Origin of the sequence: Aliiglaciecola sp. SL4 (genome assembly GCF_041538045.1) — a bacterium.
In the GTDB taxonomy this organism is placed as follows: Bacteria; Pseudomonadota; Gammaproteobacteria; order Enterobacterales; family Alteromonadaceae; genus Aliiglaciecola.
Genome location: NZ_JBGOSE010000001.1, coordinates 184,817 through 205,225 on the forward strand (window position 1 = coordinate 184,817; position 20,409 = coordinate 205,225).

17 protein-coding genes are annotated in these 20,409 nt (G+C 40.3%); 14 read left to right on the forward strand and 3 right to left on the reverse strand.

Translation table 11 applies throughout. The features are described 5' to 3' along the window. The first annotated feature begins 174 nt into the window (after nt 1–174). Genes AB6T38_RS00825 through AB6T38_RS00835 form a run of 3 tightly spaced genes read left to right on the forward strand, consistent with a single transcriptional unit; the run spans nt 175 to nt 2,092 of the window. Nucleotides 175–756 (forward strand): LON peptidase substrate-binding domain-containing protein, encoded by a 582-nt coding sequence (locus AB6T38_RS00825; protein ID WP_372545386.1) that lies wholly within the window; start codon nt 175–177, stop codon nt 754–756. A gap of 57 nt (nt 757–813) precedes the next feature. Continuing rightward, nucleotides 814–1,428 carry a sigma-70 family RNA polymerase sigma factor gene (locus AB6T38_RS00830; protein ID WP_372545387.1) on the forward strand — a complete coding sequence of 205 codons (615 nt, stop codon included), beginning with the start codon at nt 814–816 and terminating at the stop codon, nt 1,426–1,428. Continuing rightward, the gene (locus AB6T38_RS00835; protein WP_372545388.1) at nt 1,421–2,092 is read left to right on the forward strand and encodes a ChrR family anti-sigma-E factor; all 672 of its coding nucleotides are present in this window, start codon (nt 1,421–1,423) and stop codon (nt 2,090–2,092) included. The genes AB6T38_RS00830 and AB6T38_RS00835 overlap by 8 nt, the downstream gene beginning before the upstream one ends. 97 nt (nt 2,093–2,189) lie before the next feature. Here the strand turns inward: AB6T38_RS00835 and AB6T38_RS00840 are convergent, their stop codons facing one another. Then, complete coding sequence (locus tag AB6T38_RS00840) at nt 2,190–2,957, reverse strand: outer membrane protein assembly factor BamD (protein WP_372545390.1); 768 nt, start codon at nt 2,955–2,957, stop codon at nt 2,190–2,192. Nucleotides 2,958–3,189: 232 nt separating this feature from the next. On the opposite strand from AB6T38_RS00840, the gene rluD reads away from it, so the two are divergent. From rluD to clpB, 3 genes are all read left to right on the forward strand, one after another. Next, nucleotides 3,190–4,173, forward strand: a complete 984-nt coding sequence (gene rluD, locus AB6T38_RS00845) for a 23S rRNA pseudouridine(1911/1915/1917) synthase RluD (protein ID WP_372545391.1) — start codon at nt 3,190–3,192, stop codon at nt 4,171–4,173. Further along, a complete protein-coding gene (gene pgeF, locus AB6T38_RS00850; RefSeq protein WP_372545392.1) occupies nt 4,166–4,921 on the forward strand; it encodes a peptidoglycan editing factor PgeF in 756 nt (251 codons plus the stop codon). Before rluD ends, pgeF begins: the two co-directional genes overlap by 8 nt. Before the next feature lie 183 nt (nt 4,922–5,104). After that, nucleotides 5,105–7,675: an ATP-dependent chaperone ClpB gene (clpB, locus tag AB6T38_RS00855; protein WP_348492072.1), complete on the forward strand. Its 2,571-nt coding sequence runs from the start codon at nt 5,105–5,107 to the stop codon at nt 7,673–7,675. Nucleotides 7,676–7,806: 131 nt separating this feature from the next. Here the strand turns inward: clpB and prsT are convergent, their stop codons facing one another. Together prsT and xdp1 are read right to left on the reverse strand one after the other, a co-directional pair. After that, nucleotides 7,807–10,593 (reverse strand): XrtA/PEP-CTERM system TPR-repeat protein PrsT, encoded by a 2,787-nt coding sequence (gene prsT / locus AB6T38_RS00860; RefSeq protein WP_372545394.1) that lies wholly within the window; start codon nt 10,591–10,593, stop codon nt 7,807–7,809. A 186-nt stretch (nt 10,594–10,779) separates the two neighbouring features. Beyond that, entirely contained in the window at nt 10,780–11,583 is an 804-nt protein-coding gene (gene xdp1 / locus AB6T38_RS00865) for an exosortase-dependent surface protein XDP1 (RefSeq protein ID WP_372545395.1), read from the reverse strand. Nucleotides 11,584–12,042: 459 nt separating this feature from the next. Between xdp1 and pssA the strand changes: the two genes are divergently transcribed. The 8 genes from pssA (at nt 12,043) to AB6T38_RS00905 (ending at nt 20,396) form a co-directional block, all read left to right on the forward strand. Then, the gene (gene pssA / locus AB6T38_RS00870) at nt 12,043–12,891 is read left to right on the forward strand and encodes a CDP-diacylglycerol--serine O-phosphatidyltransferase (RefSeq protein WP_372545396.1); all 849 of its coding nucleotides are present in this window, start codon (nt 12,043–12,045) and stop codon (nt 12,889–12,891) included. A 225-nt stretch (nt 12,892–13,116) separates the two neighbouring features. Continuing rightward, nucleotides 13,117–13,707 (forward strand): PEP-CTERM sorting domain-containing protein, encoded by a 591-nt coding sequence (locus tag AB6T38_RS00875; RefSeq protein WP_372545397.1) that lies wholly within the window; start codon nt 13,117–13,119, stop codon nt 13,705–13,707. A 353-nt stretch (nt 13,708–14,060) separates the two neighbouring features. Next, nucleotides 14,061–16,157: a flagellar biosynthesis protein FlhA gene (gene flhA, locus AB6T38_RS00880; RefSeq protein ID WP_372546028.1), complete on the forward strand. Its 2,097-nt coding sequence runs from the start codon at nt 14,061–14,063 to the stop codon at nt 16,155–16,157. A gap of 54 nt (nt 16,158–16,211) precedes the next feature. Beyond that, nucleotides 16,212–17,582, forward strand: a complete 1,371-nt coding sequence (gene flhF, locus AB6T38_RS00885) for a flagellar biosynthesis protein FlhF (protein ID WP_372545399.1) — start codon at nt 16,212–16,214, stop codon at nt 17,580–17,582. Continuing rightward, nucleotides 17,579–18,445 carry a MinD/ParA family protein gene (locus AB6T38_RS00890; protein ID WP_372545400.1) on the forward strand — a complete coding sequence of 289 codons (867 nt, stop codon included), beginning with the start codon at nt 17,579–17,581 and terminating at the stop codon, nt 18,443–18,445. The genes flhF and AB6T38_RS00890 overlap by 4 nt, the downstream gene beginning before the upstream one ends. After that, nucleotides 18,442–19,173, forward strand: coding sequence for an RNA polymerase sigma factor FliA (locus tag AB6T38_RS00895; RefSeq protein ID WP_372545401.1), 732 nt, complete (start codon nt 18,442–18,444; stop codon nt 19,171–19,173). The genes AB6T38_RS00890 and AB6T38_RS00895 overlap by 4 nt, the downstream gene beginning before the upstream one ends. 38 nt (nt 19,174–19,211) lie before the next feature. Then, on the forward strand, nt 19,212–19,595 hold the full coding sequence (gene cheY / locus AB6T38_RS00900) for a chemotaxis response regulator CheY (protein ID WP_303474294.1): 384 nt from the start codon (nt 19,212–19,214) through the stop codon (nt 19,593–19,595). Nucleotides 19,596–19,628: 33 nt separating this feature from the next. Then, nucleotides 19,629–20,396 (forward strand): protein phosphatase CheZ, encoded by a 768-nt coding sequence (locus AB6T38_RS00905; protein WP_372545402.1) that lies wholly within the window; start codon nt 19,629–19,631, stop codon nt 20,394–20,396. Nucleotides 20,397–20,409 lie beyond the last annotated feature (13 nt).

Consider the following 20,409-nt stretch of genomic DNA (forward strand, 5'->3'; position numbering starts at 1 on the left):
TTATTCGACCATGTCTAGAATTACTTAGGTCACTTTCATTGGGATCATATTTAAACTAAAAATAGTCTAGTTTGCGGTTAATTTTAAATTACACTGAAAAATCAGGAGAATTAATTGGATCTAATTTGCGTCACATAGCGTAAGTGACTGTGATGAATTAATAGGAACAGTAATTTGGCTTCTGAAATTTTAACCTCCCCTTTGTTTCCATTATCTGCTCACATATTGCCTGGCGGAGTAATGTCATTGCGTATTTTTGAACCTAGGTACATTCGCATGGTAAAAGAGGCTTGTGCGCAAAAGTCTGGATTCGTTATTTGCATGTTCAATGCAATGGGAAATAAAACCTTGAATCAACATTTCTATCCTATCGGGACTTTCGTCACCGTTGAAGATTTTGATTTATTAGAAGACGGTTTGCTTGGTATCACTGTAAAGGGACACTTTTGTGTTTTTATTGAGTCTGTTGAAACGGCAAAAGACGACCTTAGGGTAGGCCAGTGTCATAAACAACAAGTTTGGACATCTCCAGAAGCCGACATGGGGGATTCTAATATTGATTTAAAATTGGAAGAAATTTTCGAAAAGTACCCTGAAGTGATGTCTTTGTATCCTAAGCCAGAATTTGATAATACCGTTTGGGTCATTTATCGCTGGTTAGAGCTGCTGCCAGTCGATGCAGATCAGAAACAAGCATTTTTAGAACAGAAAGATTGCCTCCCAGCCTTGGAATTTATATCACAACTGGTAAAGTGATCCTTACCTATTTTAGCGCGTAAAAACTGAAACTAGATTGATTTCAGGAAAATACGCATGTTAGTCGGAATTCCATTGCAGTCGAAAAATGCAAACATACCAACGCCCAAAGAATGCGCAAAAGAAATGTCACAACATTTGGTTACTGTGGCTGAAAGCCGTTGCAAGCGTTCATTTGCTGAAGTTTTCAATTATTTTGCCCCCAGACTCAGGTCTTACTGTTTAAAACAGACGGGTAATGAAGCAATAGCCATGGAGTTGGTGCAAGACACCATGTCCAACGTTTGGCAGAAAGCGCATTTGTTCAATGCTGAGAAGGGGTCACCCTCCACTTGGATTTTTACGATCGCTAGAAATTTACGATTTGATATGTTGCGTAAACAACAAAATCGCAAAGAAGATATTTGCTCAGATGACTTATGGCCCGTGTTGTGCGAGCACACCGCTGATGTCGACGAGGTATCGTTAGAACAACAAATGACGATGCAGCAAATCAATACTATGTTCGATTCTCTGCCAGAGAAGCAAAAAGTAGTAATAGAAGCTATTTACATAGAAGGAAAATCACAACAGGAAGTTGCTTCCGAATTGGATATTCCTTTAGGGACTGTTAAGTCTCGTACTAGATTAGCGTTACAGCGTTTAAAAGAGTTGATTAAAGACGATGATTAATTTCCATCCTTCTCAACAACAGTTGAGAGAATTTTCCCAAGGCTTGTGTGCACCAGCGCTTTCGTTGGTTATTTCCGCTCATGCGGATATGTGCCCCCAATGTAGAAATCAACTTTCTCAAATGGAAAGCGAGTCTGCGAAAGTACTTGATGAACCAAAATTACTAGGTGGTTCTGAGCAAGCTGTCGATTTCGCATCTATGCTGGCTGATATTACTTGTCTTCCCGCGGCAGAGGTTCCAAATGTAAATAGTCAGAACCATCAAATCGAATTGGATGGCCGCAAATTTACTGTGCCGCGAGCGTTGAAACGTTATGTGGAAAAAACGGGTAACTTCTCACACCTTTTAGGAAATCTTTGGCAAGCTCCTGTTGATCTAGGTCCTGTAGGCAAAGCCAATTTTATTTTCATGCAAAAAGATGGCAGAGTTCCTGAGCACACTCACAGAGGGACAGAATTGACCTTAGTAATTGATGGTGAGTTTAGTGACGGTATATCACACTACGACACTGGTGACTTTATCTTGATGGATTCTAATAACACCCATGCACCATACTCTGAAGCTAGTGAGGGATGTTTAGTGTTTACTATTGTCGATGCACCATTGCACTTTACTTCGGGTATTGCTCGTTTACTGAACCCCTTTAGCCATTTGTTTTTTTAGTCTTCTAGGGAAATAGACAGGCTAAAAAAACCGCCGTTAATTTTATAGTTAATGGCGGTTTTTATTTAACTCAAAGAAAATGTTGTTGCTTCGAAAACTAACTCACATAACTACTATTTGGATAGTTCAGTCTTAACGTTTTTAAAGCGTTATTTTTCAGATCGTCAAGTTCTAGTTGGTCATAACATTCAACCATGATTTCTAGCGCATTTTGAATTTCGCTGGAGTCAGGGAAGTATTCAAGTACGTAGCGCCCACGGTTAGCTGCAGCAACATAAGCTTCTCTACGCATATAAAAACGTGCGATGGCTATTTCATATTTGGCCAATCGATTTTTAATAAATACCATGCGTTTTTTGGCATCGGCAGCGTATTTACTGTCGGGGAATTTGTTAATTAAACGACGGAAATCAGAAAATGCTTCTCTAGAGCGGCTCGGATCTCTATCCGAACGGTCAATACCAACGAGTTCTTGGAAAAGGTTTTTATCGGCATCCAAATTTGTTAGACCACGCATGTATAATGCATAATCCACATCAGAGTGATTAGGATTGAGGCGCACAAATCTATCAATAGTTGCGATAGCTTCGTCTGTTTTACCTACCTTGTAATAAGAGTAAATCAGATCTAATTGCACTTGATGTGAATGGGGACCGAAAGGGAATCGGGAATCAAGCGTACTTAAAATTTCAGTGGCAACGTTGAAATTACCTTGCGACATACTTTCTTTTGCTTGATCATACAGCGCACTTTCACTTCTGTTACCAATTAAGATGTCTTCTTCATCAGGTGAAAATGAACAGCCATACATAGTGGCAACAGAAATTAGAACGATTAGTTTGTAGAATGAATTTTTAAATGTCATGTTACTCTTATTCTATACAGGGATTTAGCAGGCATTAAAAAATCCGCTAAACTTTGTTTTCAGTAATCCATCGATCCGAGGCATTCTACCCTAGGGATCCATGGGATGCACGTTTTGTTATAAATCACTTTACGGTGATACCTGGTGTTTGCATTTGTCCCCGCATAATGTAAATCAAATCGCCAGTTGCGGGACATTATATTATTACAGCTCTTATAGGACACAATTTTACATGCCCAGCGATCCACAAGCGATAAAACTCTCTGCAGATGTACCAGAAACGTTAATTGGCAAAAGGTTAGATCAAGCTTTAGCCGAATTGTTCCCTGATTATTCACGATCTCGCTTAAAAGAATGGATTTTAGCCGGAAATGTCAGTTTAAATGACTCTGTTTGTGACAAACCAAGGGAAAAAGTCTTTGGTGGTGAACAAATTTTCATCGATGCATTGTTGCAAGTACAGGAAAATCACAAAGCACAAGATATTGAGTTGAACATAGTTTACGAAGATGAGCATATTTTAGTGATTAACAAACCCACAGACTTGGTTGTTCATCCTGGCGCTGGAAATGCAGACGGTACTATATTAAATGCTCTTTTAAATCATGCTCCCGAGGTTGCTAGTGTACCTAGAGCTGGCATAGTCCATCGTCTTGATAAAGATACCACGGGGTTGATGGTAGTCGCCAAAACTGTTCCAGCTCAAACTCACCTTGTTGAGCAGCTTCAAGCTCGAGAAATTAGTCGAGAATATGAAGCGGTAGTCTACGGCACTATGGTGGCTGGTGGAATCGTAGACGCACCCATTGGTCGCCACCCAACTAAACGAACCAGTATGGCGGTGCGCGAGACCGGCAAACCAGCGGTTACTCACTATCGTATAAAACAGAAGTTTCGAGCCCATACTCACCTGAGATTAAAGCTAGAAACCGGTCGAACCCACCAAATTCGTGTGCATATGTCTCATTTACGTTACCCCTTAGTAGGAGACGTGTTGTATGGCGGTAGACCTCGTTTACCTAAGGCCTGTTCTGAAGATATGATTAACATGTTAAGGGGCTTTAAACGCCAGGCATTGCACGCTATTCAATTAGAACTCTCTCACCCAACAACAGGCGAATGGATGAGTTGGCAAGCGCCACTACCTGACGATATGGTAGCACTACTATCGGTACTAAAAGAAGATACCAAAGAGCATGGGATAGCTGATGACTGAGGCTGTTTTATCAAGTCCTATTCGCACCCCTCATTGGAGCCTACCTAAAGGGGTTAAGGCGTTTTATACCACGCGAAAAATGGGCACGAGTCAGCCTCCTTACGACAGTAATAATTTGGCAATGCATGTTGGCGATAACGCCGCTGACGTGCAATTCAATCGTGATGCTCTACCCCTGAGTGATTCAATTGCTTGGTTAACTCAGGTCCATGGCATTCGCTGTCTACGTGTTACAAAAGATTATTTTGTTCCGTTAGAAATAGCCAAAGCAGATGCTAGTTTTACAACTGACCCTAAAATTGTCTGTGCGGTGATGACCGCGGATTGTATGCCCATTTTAGTCGCGAATAAGGCGGGTACTTGTGTTGCCGCAATTCATGCCGGTTGGCGAGGTTTGGTAAATGGTGTGATTGAAAATACGATTGCTGCTATGAATTGTGAACCAGAGACACTCACAGTTTGGGTTGGTCCACATATATCGCAACGGCATTTCCAAGTATCTGAAGATCTCAGACAAGTTTTTGCTGAATATCCAGAGGCATTTGTACGCGATGTTGAACGGGGAAAGTACTTGTGCAGTTTAGCCAAGATTGCCCGCGAGAAATGCCGAGCTATTGGCATAACAAGCTTTTTTGAAAGCGGTATCTGCACCTATGTTCATCACGGTGATTTTTACTCTCATCGCTACGCTCAGCATCATGATCAATCTCAAACTGGTCGGTTTGTGTGTGGGATTTATTTGCAATAAATCCTACAATTATGACCTCACATTGCATAAAGCTTCCTAATTATCAGTTTTAAATATTCAACCGTAAATGACTCCGCATTTTTCGCTATTTTACTGATCTAGATCAATCAATATTCATTGCTTACCTTGAATTGGTTATAAAAAGTACCCATTAATTGAGTAAATCATTTTTGAGGAAATTTTATGCGATTAGATAGATTTACCAGTAAATTTCAGATGGCAATCTCTGACGCACAATCGATAGCATTGGGCAGAGATCATCAATATATTGATCCCGTACATTTAATGACAGCTCTACTTAATCAACAGGGAGGCTCTATTCGGCCGCTATTTGATAGTGTTGGAGCGAATGTGAATGGATTACGCTCGTCCTTGGCTGAAGCAATAGAGAGATTGCCTAGAGTCGAAGGTATCGGCGGAGATGTGCAACTCAGTAAAGACACTATTGTTTTGCTTAACCTGAGCGATAAGATTGCGCAGAAACGCAAAGATGAATACATCAGTTCTGAAGTATTTGTATTGGCAGCGTTACAAGATAAAGGCAAATTAGGCGAGATTTTCCGTCAGTTGGGCATTACTCAAGAGCAAATCGAAAAAGGTATTGAGACCATGCGCGGTGGTCAGAAAGTAACAGATCCTAATGCTGAAGATGTCCGTCAGGCTCTTGAAAAATACACAACGGACCTCACCGAACGAGCGGAGCAAGGCAAGCTTGATCCTGTAATCGGTCGAGATGAGGAAATTCGCCGCACGATTCAAGTTCTACAGCGTCGAACCAAAAATAACCCAGTATTGATTGGTGAACCTGGTGTGGGTAAAACCGCCATCGTTGAAGGTTTAGCCCAGCGGATTATTAATTCTGAAGTACCTGAGGGATTAAAAGATAAACGGGTCTTGTCACTGGACATGGGCGCACTTATCGCGGGTGCGAAATTTAGAGGGGAGTTCGAAGAACGTTTAAAAGCGGTATTGAACGAACTTTCTAAAGAAGAGGGCAGGGTCATCCTGTTTATTGATGAATTGCACACTATGGTGGGAGCGGGTAAAGGCGAAGGCGCTATGGATGCCGGCAATATGCTCAAACCTGCATTAGCCCGAGGCGAGTTACACTGTGTGGGGGCGACTACATTAGATGAATATCGTCAATATATTGAAAAAGATGCTGCCTTAGAGCGTCGCTTCCAAAAAGTCATTGTTGATCAACCTAGTGTCGAAGACACCATAGCTATCTTACGTGGACTGAAAGAGCGTTATGAACTGCACCATTCAGTGGATATTACTGATCCGGCGATTGTTGCTGCGGCATCATTGTCTCATCGTTATATTCCAGACCGACAATTACCAGATAAGGCCATTGATTTAATTGATGAAGCTGCGTCAAGTATTCGTATGCAGATGGATTCTAAACCCGAAGATATGGATCGGTTAGAGCGCAGAATTATACAGTTGAAGCTGGAAGAGCAGGCGTTATCGAAAGAAAAAGATGATGCCAGTCATAAACGTCTAGAGTTGATTGAGTTGGAACGTGAACAGCTGGAAAACAAATTTTCTGAATTTGAAACCATCTGGAATACTGAAAAAAGTGCCATGCAAGGCACTCAACATATAAAATCAGAACTTGAGCAAGCTAAACTGGATATGGAAATAGCCCGCCGAGCGTCTGATCTTAATCGTATGTCAGAATTACAATACGGCCGTATTCCTGAACTAGAGTTAAAACTAGAACAAGCAGCGGAAGCTGAACAAACGGAAACTCAGTTACTAAAAAACAAAGTGACCGAAAACGAAATAGCCGATGTATTGTCTCGTTGGACCGGGATCCCGGTAAGCAAAATGCTTGAAGGAGAAAAAGACAAATTACTACGCATGGAAGAAGCGCTGCAAAGTCGTGTGATTGGTCAGACCGAGGCGGTAAATGCGGTCAGTAATGCTATTCGACGTTCCAGAGCGGGACTATCTGATCCAAGTAGACCTATAGGTTCATTCTTGTTCCTAGGTCCTACCGGTGTGGGTAAAACCGAGTTATGTAAATCTTTAGCCAACTTCTTGTTTGATACAGAGCAGGCAATGGTTCGTATAGACATGTCAGAGTTTATGGAAAAACACTCTGTTTCTCGTTTAGTAGGTGCACCTCCTGGGTATGTGGGCTACGAAGAAGGCGGGTATTTGACCGAAGCGGTGAGAAGAAAACCTTATTCGGTAATTTTGCTGGATGAGGTGGAAAAAGCGCACCCTGATGTGTTTAATATTTTACTACAAGTGCTTGATGATGGCCGTCTGACTGATGGACAAGGCAGAACCGTGGATTTTAAAAATACGGTTATCATCATGACCTCTAATATTGGTTCTGACGTGATACAAGATAAACATCAAGAGAGCCAGTATGATGAAATGAAAAGTATGGTGATGCAAACTGTCGAGCAGCAATTTAGACCTGAGTTTATCAACCGTATCGATGATGTGGTGGTATTCCACCCACTTGGTTTGGAGCAAATCAAAGCAATTGCGAAAATACAGTTATCGTCCTTACGTGAACGCTTGCTGGAAAAAGGCTTCGAATTAGACTTGTCTGCTGCTGCCCTAGAAAAAATTGCTGAAGCTGGTTTTGATCCCGTGTATGGAGCAAGACCCCTTAAACGAGCGATTCAAATTGAAATTGAAAATCCCTTAGCACAACGTTTGCTAGCAGGAGATATTCAAGCTGATAGCACTATTCGAATTGATATGGATGGGGATGCATTAAAAATTAGTTAATTAACTCATTAGCATTCCTATTAAGGACAGTGCAAAGCAACTAACAAAAACGCCGTATATTGATTGATAGACGGCGTTTTTTTAATTTTAGATATTTGCTACATATTCTGTAATGCAGCAAAGTGGTTGCGTTAAAGCTGTTTTAAAAGGCCTTGGGCCTGTTTCTTTTCTAGGAAGTCCTGATCTGAATCTAAGGCTCTTTCCAAAGAGGCTTTAGCTTCCTCAGTTCTGCCGAGTTTTTGCAAAGTAACGGCTAGATGATATTGGTTAGAAGGGGAATTAGAATCCATCGCATAGGATTTGCGTAAGATGGTAAGTGCTTCTTCGTATTTACCCTGCAAGGTTTTAATCCAACCTTGAGTATCAAAAAGCGCAGCATTCTCTGCTTCTATAGCCAATGCTTGTTCTATATATTGATTTGCCTTAGACAAGTCTTTATCAATTGTGATATTCGCTAAGTTGTTGAGCATAAACGCTTTATTAGGAATGTTGTCAACCTTGATCAACTTCTCATAATGAGTAGATGCTTCTTCAATGCGGCCTTGGTTTAGCAGAAAATCTGCAAATAAACTACGTTGAAAGTGTTCTTCAGGATTCTGCTCTAGTAGAGCTTGTGTAAAGTCTTCAAATTTTTTGCTTTGGATATTTCTGGACGCCAATTGGTATAATTTGAATATAGCGTTTCTATTTAGGTTATTGATTTCCAACGCGCTTTGGTAGTTTTCAAATGCGCCTTCTAGGTTATTCTTAGCGACGTTGACGTCTCCAGACAATATCAACAGCCTAGCCTCTTGAGGGGCTTTTTTTAACCAAGTGGCAACCATCTCTCCTGCGCTATTCAGATCGTTGCTGGCCAAGTGTAAACGAATATATTCAATACCTAAGAACAAGCTGTCTGGATAAATATCATAAGCTTCAGCAATACTCGTTTTAGCGTCGTCAACTAGTCCGGCTCTGAATTGCAGTTTACTTAATTCGAGTAAACCAGTAGCGTTACCTAGAACTAATGATTTAATTTTTTTGATTTCTCTGGCAGCTCGGTCTGTTTGTTTTAAAGCAATATATAACTCTACTCGGCGCATTAGGTATACAGCCGCATCGGGCTCCGCTTTAATCGCTATATTTAACTGCCTTATAGCTCTTTCGAGTTCACCTTGTTGAGTATAAATTGTTGCCAATAATTCAAGAGCGGTTAAATTATTAATATCTTTTTGCAGTACTCTTTGTAAGTTTTTTTCTGCTTCTTCGACCATGTTTGCATTGAATTGACAACGGGCCAATAAGGTTAGAATACGAATATTGTCTGGTTGAATGGCATTAAGCTTTTCGATAATGTGTAGCGCGTCTTTATGCTCGCCTCGAGAGCTCAATAGGTTAGCCTTGTTGAATTGAGCTGAAAAATGTTCAGGGTTTATGGTTAGTGCTTTATCTAGGAATGTTTCAGCAACTAAAGGGTTACCCAAACGAATCTGTATACCCGCTTTTAGATTCAAAAAGTCTATATTTTCAGGTACCGCTTGTAGCAGTGCATCGGCAATTTCATCCGCTTCTTTTAGCCTACCCAAATCCATTAGCAATTCACTGCGTAAAATAATAAAACGAAGATTTGTTTTTGCATATTTGGATTGGTCTAATTTGGCTAAAGCATCTTCGAGTTTGCCTCTCGATTTTAAGGTTTTAATTTCCAATAATTCGACATTTGGATTTTCTGGATACTGCCGTTTTAATTTTCCAGATATTTCTACCGCTTTAAAGGCTTTATCGTTAGCTAAATATAATTCGGCAAGCAGCAAAGCATTATCTAGCTTCTCACTAAGTTTACTCTCGTGACGCTGCATAACGTCTAAAGCAAGTTTAGGCTCATTCAACTTCAAATGAGTTTGTGCGAGCAATGCGATAGCTTCGATGTTATCAGGCACGAAATTAAGGTATTGAATGAAAAAAGTTTTTGCTTGCAAATAGTTTTGTAAGGCAAAAGCAGATAAAGCACTAACATAAAACAGTGATGGGTCATCCTGTAAACTTTCTTCGCTTAAACCTGCTAGTTGCGAACTCAATTTTTCCAGTTCACTGGCGGCATCCTCATTTAGCTGATTTTTAGCTAATAACCACGCTTTCAATAACATGCCTGTAGGATCACCTGGAGTCTGCTCTAGTATTTCGTCTAATAGCTGTTTGGCCGAATCAATATCTTGGTTTTGCAAATAGGCACTGACTAATGAACGCTTTATAATGGGATCTTCCGGTTCTACAGCATAACTTTGTTGATAATATTTAATCGCTTCATCCATTTCCTTTTGATAAAGAAATAAATCCCCCATGATCCGCAGAGTTTGTGGATTGTTGGGCTCTAAAGCAATGGACGTTTCTAAATAAGACAAGGCTTTATCAAACTGTGCATCTCGCATTTCAAGCGAAGAAAGTGCATTGAGTACACGCATGTTAGCTGGGTCATTCTTTAAGACTAATTCATAGCCTTTACGTGCGGCATCAATATTATTGAGGTTAAGTTGAGCTGTGGCTTTAATAATTTGCCATTCATTAAAGCTTTTGGTATTTAAGTTATTAAATTGACTATCTATGATTTTTTCGTTTTGTTTAGTGTAGAGCCAAACTTTCCCAAGGGTATCGACAACTAAACTTGGGTCTGCACCCATAGCAAGTGCTTCTTCTAGTATTTCTTCAGACTCATACATATAGCCACTAATTAATAATACCTTACCCATGAGTATTTTAGCTGGGAGGCTATCTTCGTTTTCTTTTAAGCTATTTTTTAGATGAATATAAGCTGTATCAAAATCATTTTCTTCAAATGAAGCTAACGCTTTTTCGTAAAACTCACTACTACTTTGAGCGATAACCTGACTGCTGATTAAAAGGAAGGCTGCTACGGTTAGTTTTTTGGCCAGTTTCACCACTTAATATCTCTCTATCATTATGTATGTATGGATTGTAATGTTGTATGACAAGATACCGTAAAGCTCGCTTACTTTACAACGTTAGTGGATAAAATTATGCACCTAGACACAAGAGGTATCCTTTAAAAATTAATAATTAGGCATAAAAAAAGACGGCGAACCGTCTTCTTCAAATAAACTATCGGATTAGGCAGATAGTTTACGTCTGAATATAGCTGCCACACCAATCAGCAATAACGCATAAGTTGCTGGCTCAGGAACTTGGGTTTGGCCTTCGCTCTTAGTTGTTGTGATGTTTGCTAATTTAATCGCATCATAATAATTATCTCCAGCATTACCAGAAAACACTGAATTATATACACCGACTAACCAGTATTTAGATTCAAACCCCGGTGAGATATTGGCAACGTTAGTACCAATATTATGTTTATCAGTCTGATACGTCCAACCATCATCAACCAAGTCACTCCACTTACTGCTTGAAGAAAATGGTGTACTACCTAAATCATCGGTACCTGTATAACCGACAATACTAACGTCAGAATCATTCCTATACCAACCGGCTTGAACGCTGGTTAATTCAACCGCCGTGTCAAACTCAAACAACACCATGTCATAATCAGTCCAATTACTGGAATTACCATAATTATCTAGCGCATGATGGGGGTCGCTATTATTCTCATCGTTATTTATTGCTCCTAACCCATGAGTGTATCTCTTTAATGCAGCGCTCTCAATAAACGGGTCTCGGTCATAAGATACATTGCTAGAGCTACATTCTGGACCAGAGTGACATGAGCCGGTGTTACCGCTTGATGACCAAGCCGTTACTGTCATACCAACTGTACCAGAAGTAAAGCTAAGTGAATTAGAACCCCAACTACCACCAGACTTTAAGTTCCAAGATTGGGTTTCATAGGTTGTAGTGCCAGCTGAAGCGTATCCTGCTACCGCCATTGCAAATAAACCTGCTAATACTTTTTTAACCATAACTTTATATTCCTAAATCTTCCAAACAAAAGGTCGAGACTTTTAACGCAAGAGGTTAAGCAATAAACGAACCAGTTATTTAATTTTATTTATAATCAATAGCTTAAGTGCTTTTTTGATTGTGTTGCTCCAGGTTAATTTGTCTACCTGTAAAAATAATTGACAGTAAAAAAGTTACCTAGTTTCAAGTGGCGACATGGTAAAGTTTTATCATTCTTAATTTTCTAACGCCAAGCATAACACGGAGTTAACGGGAATTCTGTATGACTTTCGTAGCATAGGTATTTGGCGATATAAGCGCCTACTGTTATGTGGAAACGCTCAAATAGGCAACATTGTTTAAAAAGAAAAAGTATATTTGTTCAAAGCAGCATTAAAATTAGTACGTGCAAGAGTGTGTATGATTTTGAGCTAATTCAGGGTTGTGCTATCTTGTGCGCTCATTTTTAAGGGGGAATAATGTCGGATTCTAAACGTAAAGGTATTTATTTGTTACCGAACTTGCTGACAACGGCTGGTCTGTTTTCTGGTTTTTATGCTGTAGTCGCGTCAATGAACGATCGATTTGAAGCCGCTGCGGTCGCGATTTTTGTGGCAATGATATTTGATGGCCTTGATGGTCGTGTAGCGCGAATGACAAATACCCAAAGCGAATTTGGTGCTGAATACGATTCTATGGCCGACATGGTGTCTTTCGGAATGGCACCGGCTCTTGTTGCTTATAATTGGGGATTAACTGATCTAGGCAAGATAGGGTGGTTGGCTGCATTTATATACGTAGCTGGGGCCGCACTTAGATTGGCACGGTTTAATACCCAGTTAGGGGTAGCAGACAAACGTTTCTTCCAAGGTTTAGCGAGCCCTGCTGCAGCTGCATTGGTGGCTGGTATGGTCTGGGTAGGAGTGGAATACGATGTTGACGGTAAAGACTTTGGCCTTGTGGTCGCGGTGTTAACTGGTCTAGCAGGTTTATTAATGGTAAGTAACTTTAAATACAATTCATTTAAAGAAGTGGATTGGCACGGTAAGGTCCCTTTTGTTGGTTTACTCATTGTAATGCTGGTGTTCATTATCGTTGCCACAGCACCTTCTTTAGTTTTGTTTTTAGTCTTCGCTTTGTATGCGCTAGCGGGACCAATCAATACGTTCCGAAGTGTTGATAAAGTTCGACTAGAGGATGTAGTAGGCGACCAAGAAGAGTCTGATTGTGATTTTCCCTTATCAGCGGATAAAGGGTCTGAATCGACTCAGAAAAAACCCTCAAAACAAGATGATATGTCCAAAAAATCATCAGAAAGTGAACAGTGATAAAGCAGTTAGGTGTCAAAGATTTTAACGATCTTCATTTACTAATTCTACTAGGTAATAATAAATTACTGATTAATATAATAAAAATAAAGTGGTTCAGTAATTGCTTTATTCAGTGGCAGAGGTCGCACTGCTTAGATTGTGACCGAAAAACAATAAAACAATAAAACAATAACAATAAATAATGAACGAAATCGTTTAAAACAATAATTAAGGTTCACTAGTATGAAGTATTTGAAAAAAGTTTTGCTCGCAACAGGTCTTATCGCCACTACATTAGGAATGTCTCTTTCAGCTAACGCTGGCGCAATTATTCAACAAGATATCTATGCAGATGTTTTTATAGCGGATCCAAACCCATATGGTTTAACTGAGGGTTATCAATCTATTGGTTCTATTACCTATAATACTGAAGATGCTGATCCTGCAGGGTTTCTAAGTACCGCTGAATTAGATTTATCCTTAGGTAGTTTGAGTTTAACCTTGGCTGATAGCTACGTTGGGCAATATGGTGATTCACTTGTGGCAGGTATTGACCCATTTGATATGACTACTGGTTTAGCAGTTTTTGAGGTAGTATTTGATTTGTTTGGTGATACGCCTGATTACAGTTTACTATTACTTGCTGGTGATTTTGTTGGTGGTCTAATTTTGGATGAAGTTTCTTACGATGGTGATGGCAACCGTATCTACTTCCCAATTGTATTGGCCGATACATTTTTAGGTGATGTAACTTATGTTCCAGAGCCTTCAGCATTGGTTCTTATGCTAGCAGGTCTTGGTTTATTAGTTCGCAGAAAAATTGCTGCTAAATAAGTCACAGTGATGTTTTAAAAAAACCTGGCAGTTGCCGGGTTTTTTTATGCCTGTTTAAATGATTACTTGTGACAACCTGCAATTTTATTAGTTAACTAAACGGTCACTGTTTTTATCTTCTATTTGTGTTAATTAAAACGCAAATATGTAAAGCCTATAACCTGGTTAAAGTCAATTACTCTCTCCGTATTTTAATAGTCAGCTCACGGGTTTTGAGCCCAGTAGAACCCTTGATTCTATTTTTCAGTACTCCCTGTAAATTTGGTTCGAGAAAACGTCAATTAACAGACGATATTTTTGGCGCGTTTGTTGCAAAACTCAAGATCATATTCACAACCGTCAAAAAATTGTTTATGGAACTTGCAGGTTACCTCAATCGAGTAGATAAAAATCAGGTTAAAAGCTTTATGAATGGGATTGGCGCCCCTATCGTAGTGCTAGCTATTATGGGTATGGTTATTCTGCCGATGCCTGCATTTCTGCTGGATATACTCTTTAGTTTCAATATTGCATTATCACTTATGGTGATTTTGGTGGCGGTGTTTACTAATAAACCCGTCGATTTTGGCATTTTCCCTCTAGTTTTGTTAGTGGCGACAGTATTGCGTTTAGCCCTAAATGTGGCTTCCACTCGAATTGTGTTGTTAGAAGGTCATGAAGGCGGTGATTCCGCCGGTAAGGTTATTCAAGCTTTTGGTGAAGTGGTGATCGGTGGTAATTATGCCGTGGGTATAGTGGTATTTGCTATTTTACTGATCATCAACTTCAAAGTCGTAACCGCTGGTGCTGGGCGTATTTCTGAAGTCAGTGCCCGTTTTACTTTGGATGCAATGCCTGGCAAACAAATGGCAATAGATGCCGATTTAAACGCGGGTTATATTGATCAAGACGAAGCAAGAAAAAGACGTTTAGAAATTACCAGCGAAGCCGATTTTTATGGCTCAATGGATGGTGCATCAAAGTTTGTTAAAGGCGATGCCGTTGCGGGTTTATTCATTATGCTTATCAATATCGTTGGTGGGCTGTTTATTGGTATTATTCAACATGACTTAGCATTTAGTGAAGCCATTGAAATATACACAATTTTGACTATAGGTGATGGTCTAGTAGCACAAATTCCTTCGTTATTACTCTCAGTAGCTACTGCAATTATTGTGACGCGCGAAAATGACTCTCAAGAAATGGGTCAGGAAATGAGACGTCAATTAGGCAATCAAAAAGCGCTTTACGTGACCTCAGCAATATTGTTCGTAATGGGCATAGTACCAGGGATGCCGCATTTAGCATTTCTTGGTTTTAGTGCCTTTGTTGGCGCTGTAGCGTATTATAATTTTTGGAACGCGAAGAAACAGGCTACTGAGCCTCAAGCCTTAGAAAATACGCAGGAGCCAAGCCAACCTCAAGAAATTAAAGAGCTCGGTTGGGATGATGTGCAACATGTTGACACTATTGGCTTAGAAGTGGGCTATCGTCTTATTCCACTGGTAGATAAAACCCAAGGTGGTGAACTATTAACTCGTATTAAAGGTGTGCGTAAAAAGTTGTCTCAAGAGTTGGGCTTCTTAATTCCACCGGTACATATCCGTGACAACCTTGACCTAAACCCAAATAGCTACACCATTTCCATGCTTGGGGTAACGGTGGGAGATGCTGAAATTAGTCATGACGATGAATTAGCTATTAATCCCGGACAAGTCTTTGGGAAGTTAGACGGTAAAGCAACTCGAGATCCTGCCTTTGGTTTAGAAGCCGTTTGGATCCGCCCTCAACAGCGAGAGCACGCTCAAACATTAGGTTACACCGTTGTGGATGCAGCCACCGTTGTTGCCACACATCTTAGCCAATTGCTCACCAACAATGCTTATCAGCTATTAGGTCATGAAGAAGTGCAACAATTGCTCGATATGCTGGCTAAAAACAGTCCTAAATTAGTTGAAGGTTTAGTACCAGAAGTCTTACCTTTGAGTACCGTAGTGAAAGTACTGCAAACCTTACTTTATGAAGGTGTGCCCATTCGTGATATGCGCAGTATTGTACAAACCCTTTGCGAATATGGCCCTAAAACTCAAGATCCGGATGTATTGGTGTCTGCCGTCAGAATATCGTTAAAACGTTTGATAGTGCAGGAAATCAACAATAACGAACAAGAATTGCCTGTTATAACCTTGGCACCTGATCTAGAGCAGATGCTGCATCAATCATTGCAAGCCGGTGGAGAAGATGGTGCCGGAATAGAACCCGGGTTGGCCGAAAAATTGCAAACGTCCTTAACCGAAGCTTCACAGCAAAGAGAACTAGAAGGTGAACCAGCTGTTTTGCTTACTTCAGGCATGCTAAGACCGGTGTTATCAAAGTTCTTCAAACACTCAGTGATGGGATTGCACGTACTTTCCTATCAAGAAATACCAAGCGACAAACAAATTCGAATTGTAAGTGCAGTGGGTCAATAAAATGGCACAAACTAATTTATTTAAACCAGACCAAATGCTTCTTTGGGGAACAATGTGAAAATTAGACGATTTATTGGAAAAGATATGCGCGATGCGCTTAACCAAGTAAAAAAAGAACTTGGTGGTGATGCGGTCATTATGTCCAACAAGAAAACTTCTGAAGGCATTGAAATTGTAGCGGCCTACGACCAAGCCAAGCCGGAAGCTAATAGTGAGCCTAATCAAAGAAGTAAACTTGCTAGTGAAAACAAAACGGCATCTATGTCAATGCATGCAGGAGCAGGCAATGCAAAATCAGCTCAGCCGCAAAGTGCCCGTGCAGCAACGCAAAAGGTACCGAGTTTGAGCGAAATTATTGGTGACTCTGGACCAGACAGCTTACGAGAATTACTTGAAAAACAAGCTTCTGCAAATGCCTCTGAATCGCAGTATACTGATAATCATCAAGTGGCGAATAATGTTAATAGGCAGAAACACTCAGCCCCTGAAAGCGTATCTGATTCTGCGATAAATGAACTAAAAAGCGAATTGAACTCGTTGCGCAATGTGCTTCAATTTCAAGTCTCTGGTTTACTTAAACAAGAGCGTCAAAGTGCGCACCCAATGCACGGCTATTTAACCTCAAGATTGATGGATATGGGGATTAGTAGTCAAATTGCTGACGACATAGTGTCATATACACCAGAGAACGCCGATGAACGGCAAGCTTGGTTATTTTTACTTAAACTATTGTCTAATCGAATTCAAACCACAGGTAATGCTATTCTGGCGGATAAAGGAGTGGTTGCTTTAGTTGGTCCTACAGGTACCGGAAAAACCACTACTATTGCTAAGTTGGCTGCTAGAGCTGCTCAAAAGTATGGTGCAGATCAAATTGCTATGGTAACAATTGACTCATATCGGATTGCCGCTTTTGAACAATTGGCCACTTATGGAAAAATTATTGGCTGTAGCGTAAAAAAAGCACAAAATGCAGAAGAATTGTCAGATATACTCTTTCAACTACGCAACAAACGTTTGGTACTAATCGATACTGCTGGTTTTGGACAAAGAGATTCTCGATTAATCAAACAGTTAGATACCTTAAATCAACATTCATGTGCTAACATCAAGAAGTATGTTGTAATTCAAGCCAATGCTCAATATAAAGTTTTGGAACATACTCTTAGCGCATTTAGCGCAATTGATTTGCAGGGATGTATTTTAACCAAGCTCGATGAGAGTTATAGTCTCGGAGAAGCGTTAAGTGTAGCAATTGAACACAAGCTAGCTGTAAGTTATTTAACTGATGGGCAACGTGTCCCTGAAGATATTAAAGTAGCAGATGCGAAGTTTTTAATCTCTGCGGCGGCTAAGCTTTATAAAAAATATGGTTTGATCCATACTGCTAAGTCAGAACAGAATAAATCGGCATTAGCAATATGATCGACGACCAAGCGAGAAGCTTAAGACGAATGAATCAATCTCGATTAATTAAAGTTATTGCGGTAACCGGTGGTAAAGGTGGAGTTGGTAAAACGAACATCACCTTAAATACGGCTATTTCAATGGCTAAAATGGGCAAGCGCGTTATGGTGCTAGATGCTGACTTAGGGTTGGCAAACGTAGACGTAATGTTAGGCTTGCGAGTAGAAAAAAACCTTTCCCATGTTTTATCTGGTGAGTGTACATTGGATGAAGTCTTAGTTGTGGGCCCGCATGGCATACTGATTGCGCCTGCAACCTCTGGTACCCAATCAATGACCGAGCTTAGTCCAACCGAACATGCTGGATTAATTCGTGCTTTTAGTGAATTGCGTACCGATATAGATGTGCTTATTGTAGATACCGCAGCGGGTATTTCCGACATGGTGTTGAGCTTTTCTCGGGCCTCTCAGGATATTATGATGGTGGTGTGTGATGAACCCACGTCACTGACTGATGCCTATGCACTGATTAAGTTACTGAATAGAGAACATGGTGTATTTCGCTTTAAAATTGTCGCCAATATGGTGCGCAACATGCGCGAAGGACAAGAACTCTTTGCTAAGTTATCTAAAGTCACCAATCGCTTTCTTGATGTTGCTTTAGAGCTAGTCGCCACGGTGCCATACGATGAAAATATTCGTCGTTCAGTACGGAAGCAAAAAGCTATCGTTGATGCCTTTCCAGGTTCTCCGGCATCTATCGCCATCAAAGGGCTTGCCGATAAAGCGATGCATTGGACCATTCCTAATCAACCCGGTGGACATTTAGAGTTCTTCCTGGAACAACTTGTTGCCGAAAAAGTGGTAGGTGAACAACGGTGATTAAAAAGGCAGCAGCTTATCAACAACAAGCCGATTTGGCTCAACTTGTAGAAAGACATGCTTCCTTGGTTAAGCGTATTGCACATCATTTATTAGCTAGGTTACCTGCTAGTGTATTGGTGGATGACTTAATTCAATCTGGCATGATTGGTTTACTTGAAGCTGCAAAAAATTTCGATGGTTCTAAAGGTGCCAGTTTTGAAACCTTTGCTGGTATCCGGATTCGCGGAGCCATGCTTGATGAAATTCGTAAAGGCGACTGGACACCTAGGTCTGTGCATAAAAATGGTCGGGCAATAACTCAGGCTATCAATGAAGTTGAGCGTGAAACCGGCCGAGATGCCAGAGACGTAGATATTGCTGAAAAGTTAAACGTTAGCCTCGCCGAATATCATCAGATGTTGAATGAGGTTAACGCCGGTAAAATCATTGGTATCGAAGATTTAGGAATTACCGAAGATGTTATTTCTACTGAACAAAATAAAGGTAGCGACACGCCATTTCAAGATTTGTTACAAGGCTCATTTCAAAAAGCATTAGCACATGCTATTACTACTTTACCGGAACGGGAAGCAATCGTACTGTCATTGTATTATGATGAGGAGTTGAATCTCAGGGAAATTGGTGAAGTGCTCGAAGTTAGTGAGTCTAGAGTCAGCCAAATTCACAGCCAAGCCATGTTAAAGCTGAAAAGCAAAATGCAATCTTGGCGAGCTAACGAAGAATGATAAAATACCATTTGATTTAATCCTCATTGGAGACGGTTTTGGATAAAAATATGAAAATCCTTGTTGTTGATGACTTTTCAACCATGAGACGTATTATCAAGAATTTACTTAAAGATCTGGGTTATACCAGTGTTCAAGAAGCCGATGATGGCAGTACTGCATTACCTATGTTGCAACAAGGCGATTTTGATTTTGTGGTAACTGATTGGAATATGCCTGGAATGCAAGGCATCGATTTACTCAAAGCAATACGCGCAGATGATAGTTTAAAACATTTACCCGTATTAATGGTAACTGCTGAAGCGAAAAAAGAGCAAATCGTAGCGGCAGCACAAGCCGGTGTTAACGGTTACGTTGTTAAGCCTTTTACTGCGGCAACGCTGAAAGAAAAGCTAGACAAAATTTTTGAGAGACTCGGTTGATAATTAATCTGTAATGAAGTTAGGAGTGTCTGTATGACCGGCTCTAATAAAGCTCCAATGTCTCTTGATGATGCTAGAAAGTTAGTTGAGTTACTGGAAAATGGAGATAATCAGGCTGCCAGTGAATTACTGGAAGAAACCTCTTTGACCAATTCTGTTGAGTTATTTGCTGAGGTGGGTAAATTAACCCGTCAACTCCATGATTCTCTCAACAGTTTTCAACTTGATGAGCGCATTTCTAATTTAGCTAATGAAGATATTCCTGATGCGCAAAGTCGCCTTAACTATGTTTTAGAAACTACTGAAAAAGCAGCAAATAACACTATGGATGCCGTGGAAGCGAGCATGCCTATTGCTGACAAACTGCATACGGGCATCACTAATTTGCTGCCGGAATGGAAAAAGTTGATGACCAGAGAGTTACAACTGGGAGAATTTAAATCCTTGTGTACCGATCTAGATGATTTATTAGAGCAGTCTTCAAAAGATACAGATAAATTAACTGGATTGCTGACCGATATATTGATGGCACAAGGTTATCAAGACATTACTGGGCAGGTCATTCGTAGGGTTATTGATTTGGTAAAAGAAGTGGAAGACAGTTTAGTTCATATGTTAACTGTCTTTGGCGCTTCTGAAACCAGTGCATTAATTGCAAAAGCAGATGAAACTTCTCATAAATCGAAAGCTGAGACAGATGTTGTGAAAGCTGAAGGGCCAATTATTGATGCAGAATCGCGAAATGATGTGGTGACCAGTCAAGACGATGTAGATGACCTATTGTCTAGCCTAGGTTTTTAAGGGGAACGTATTC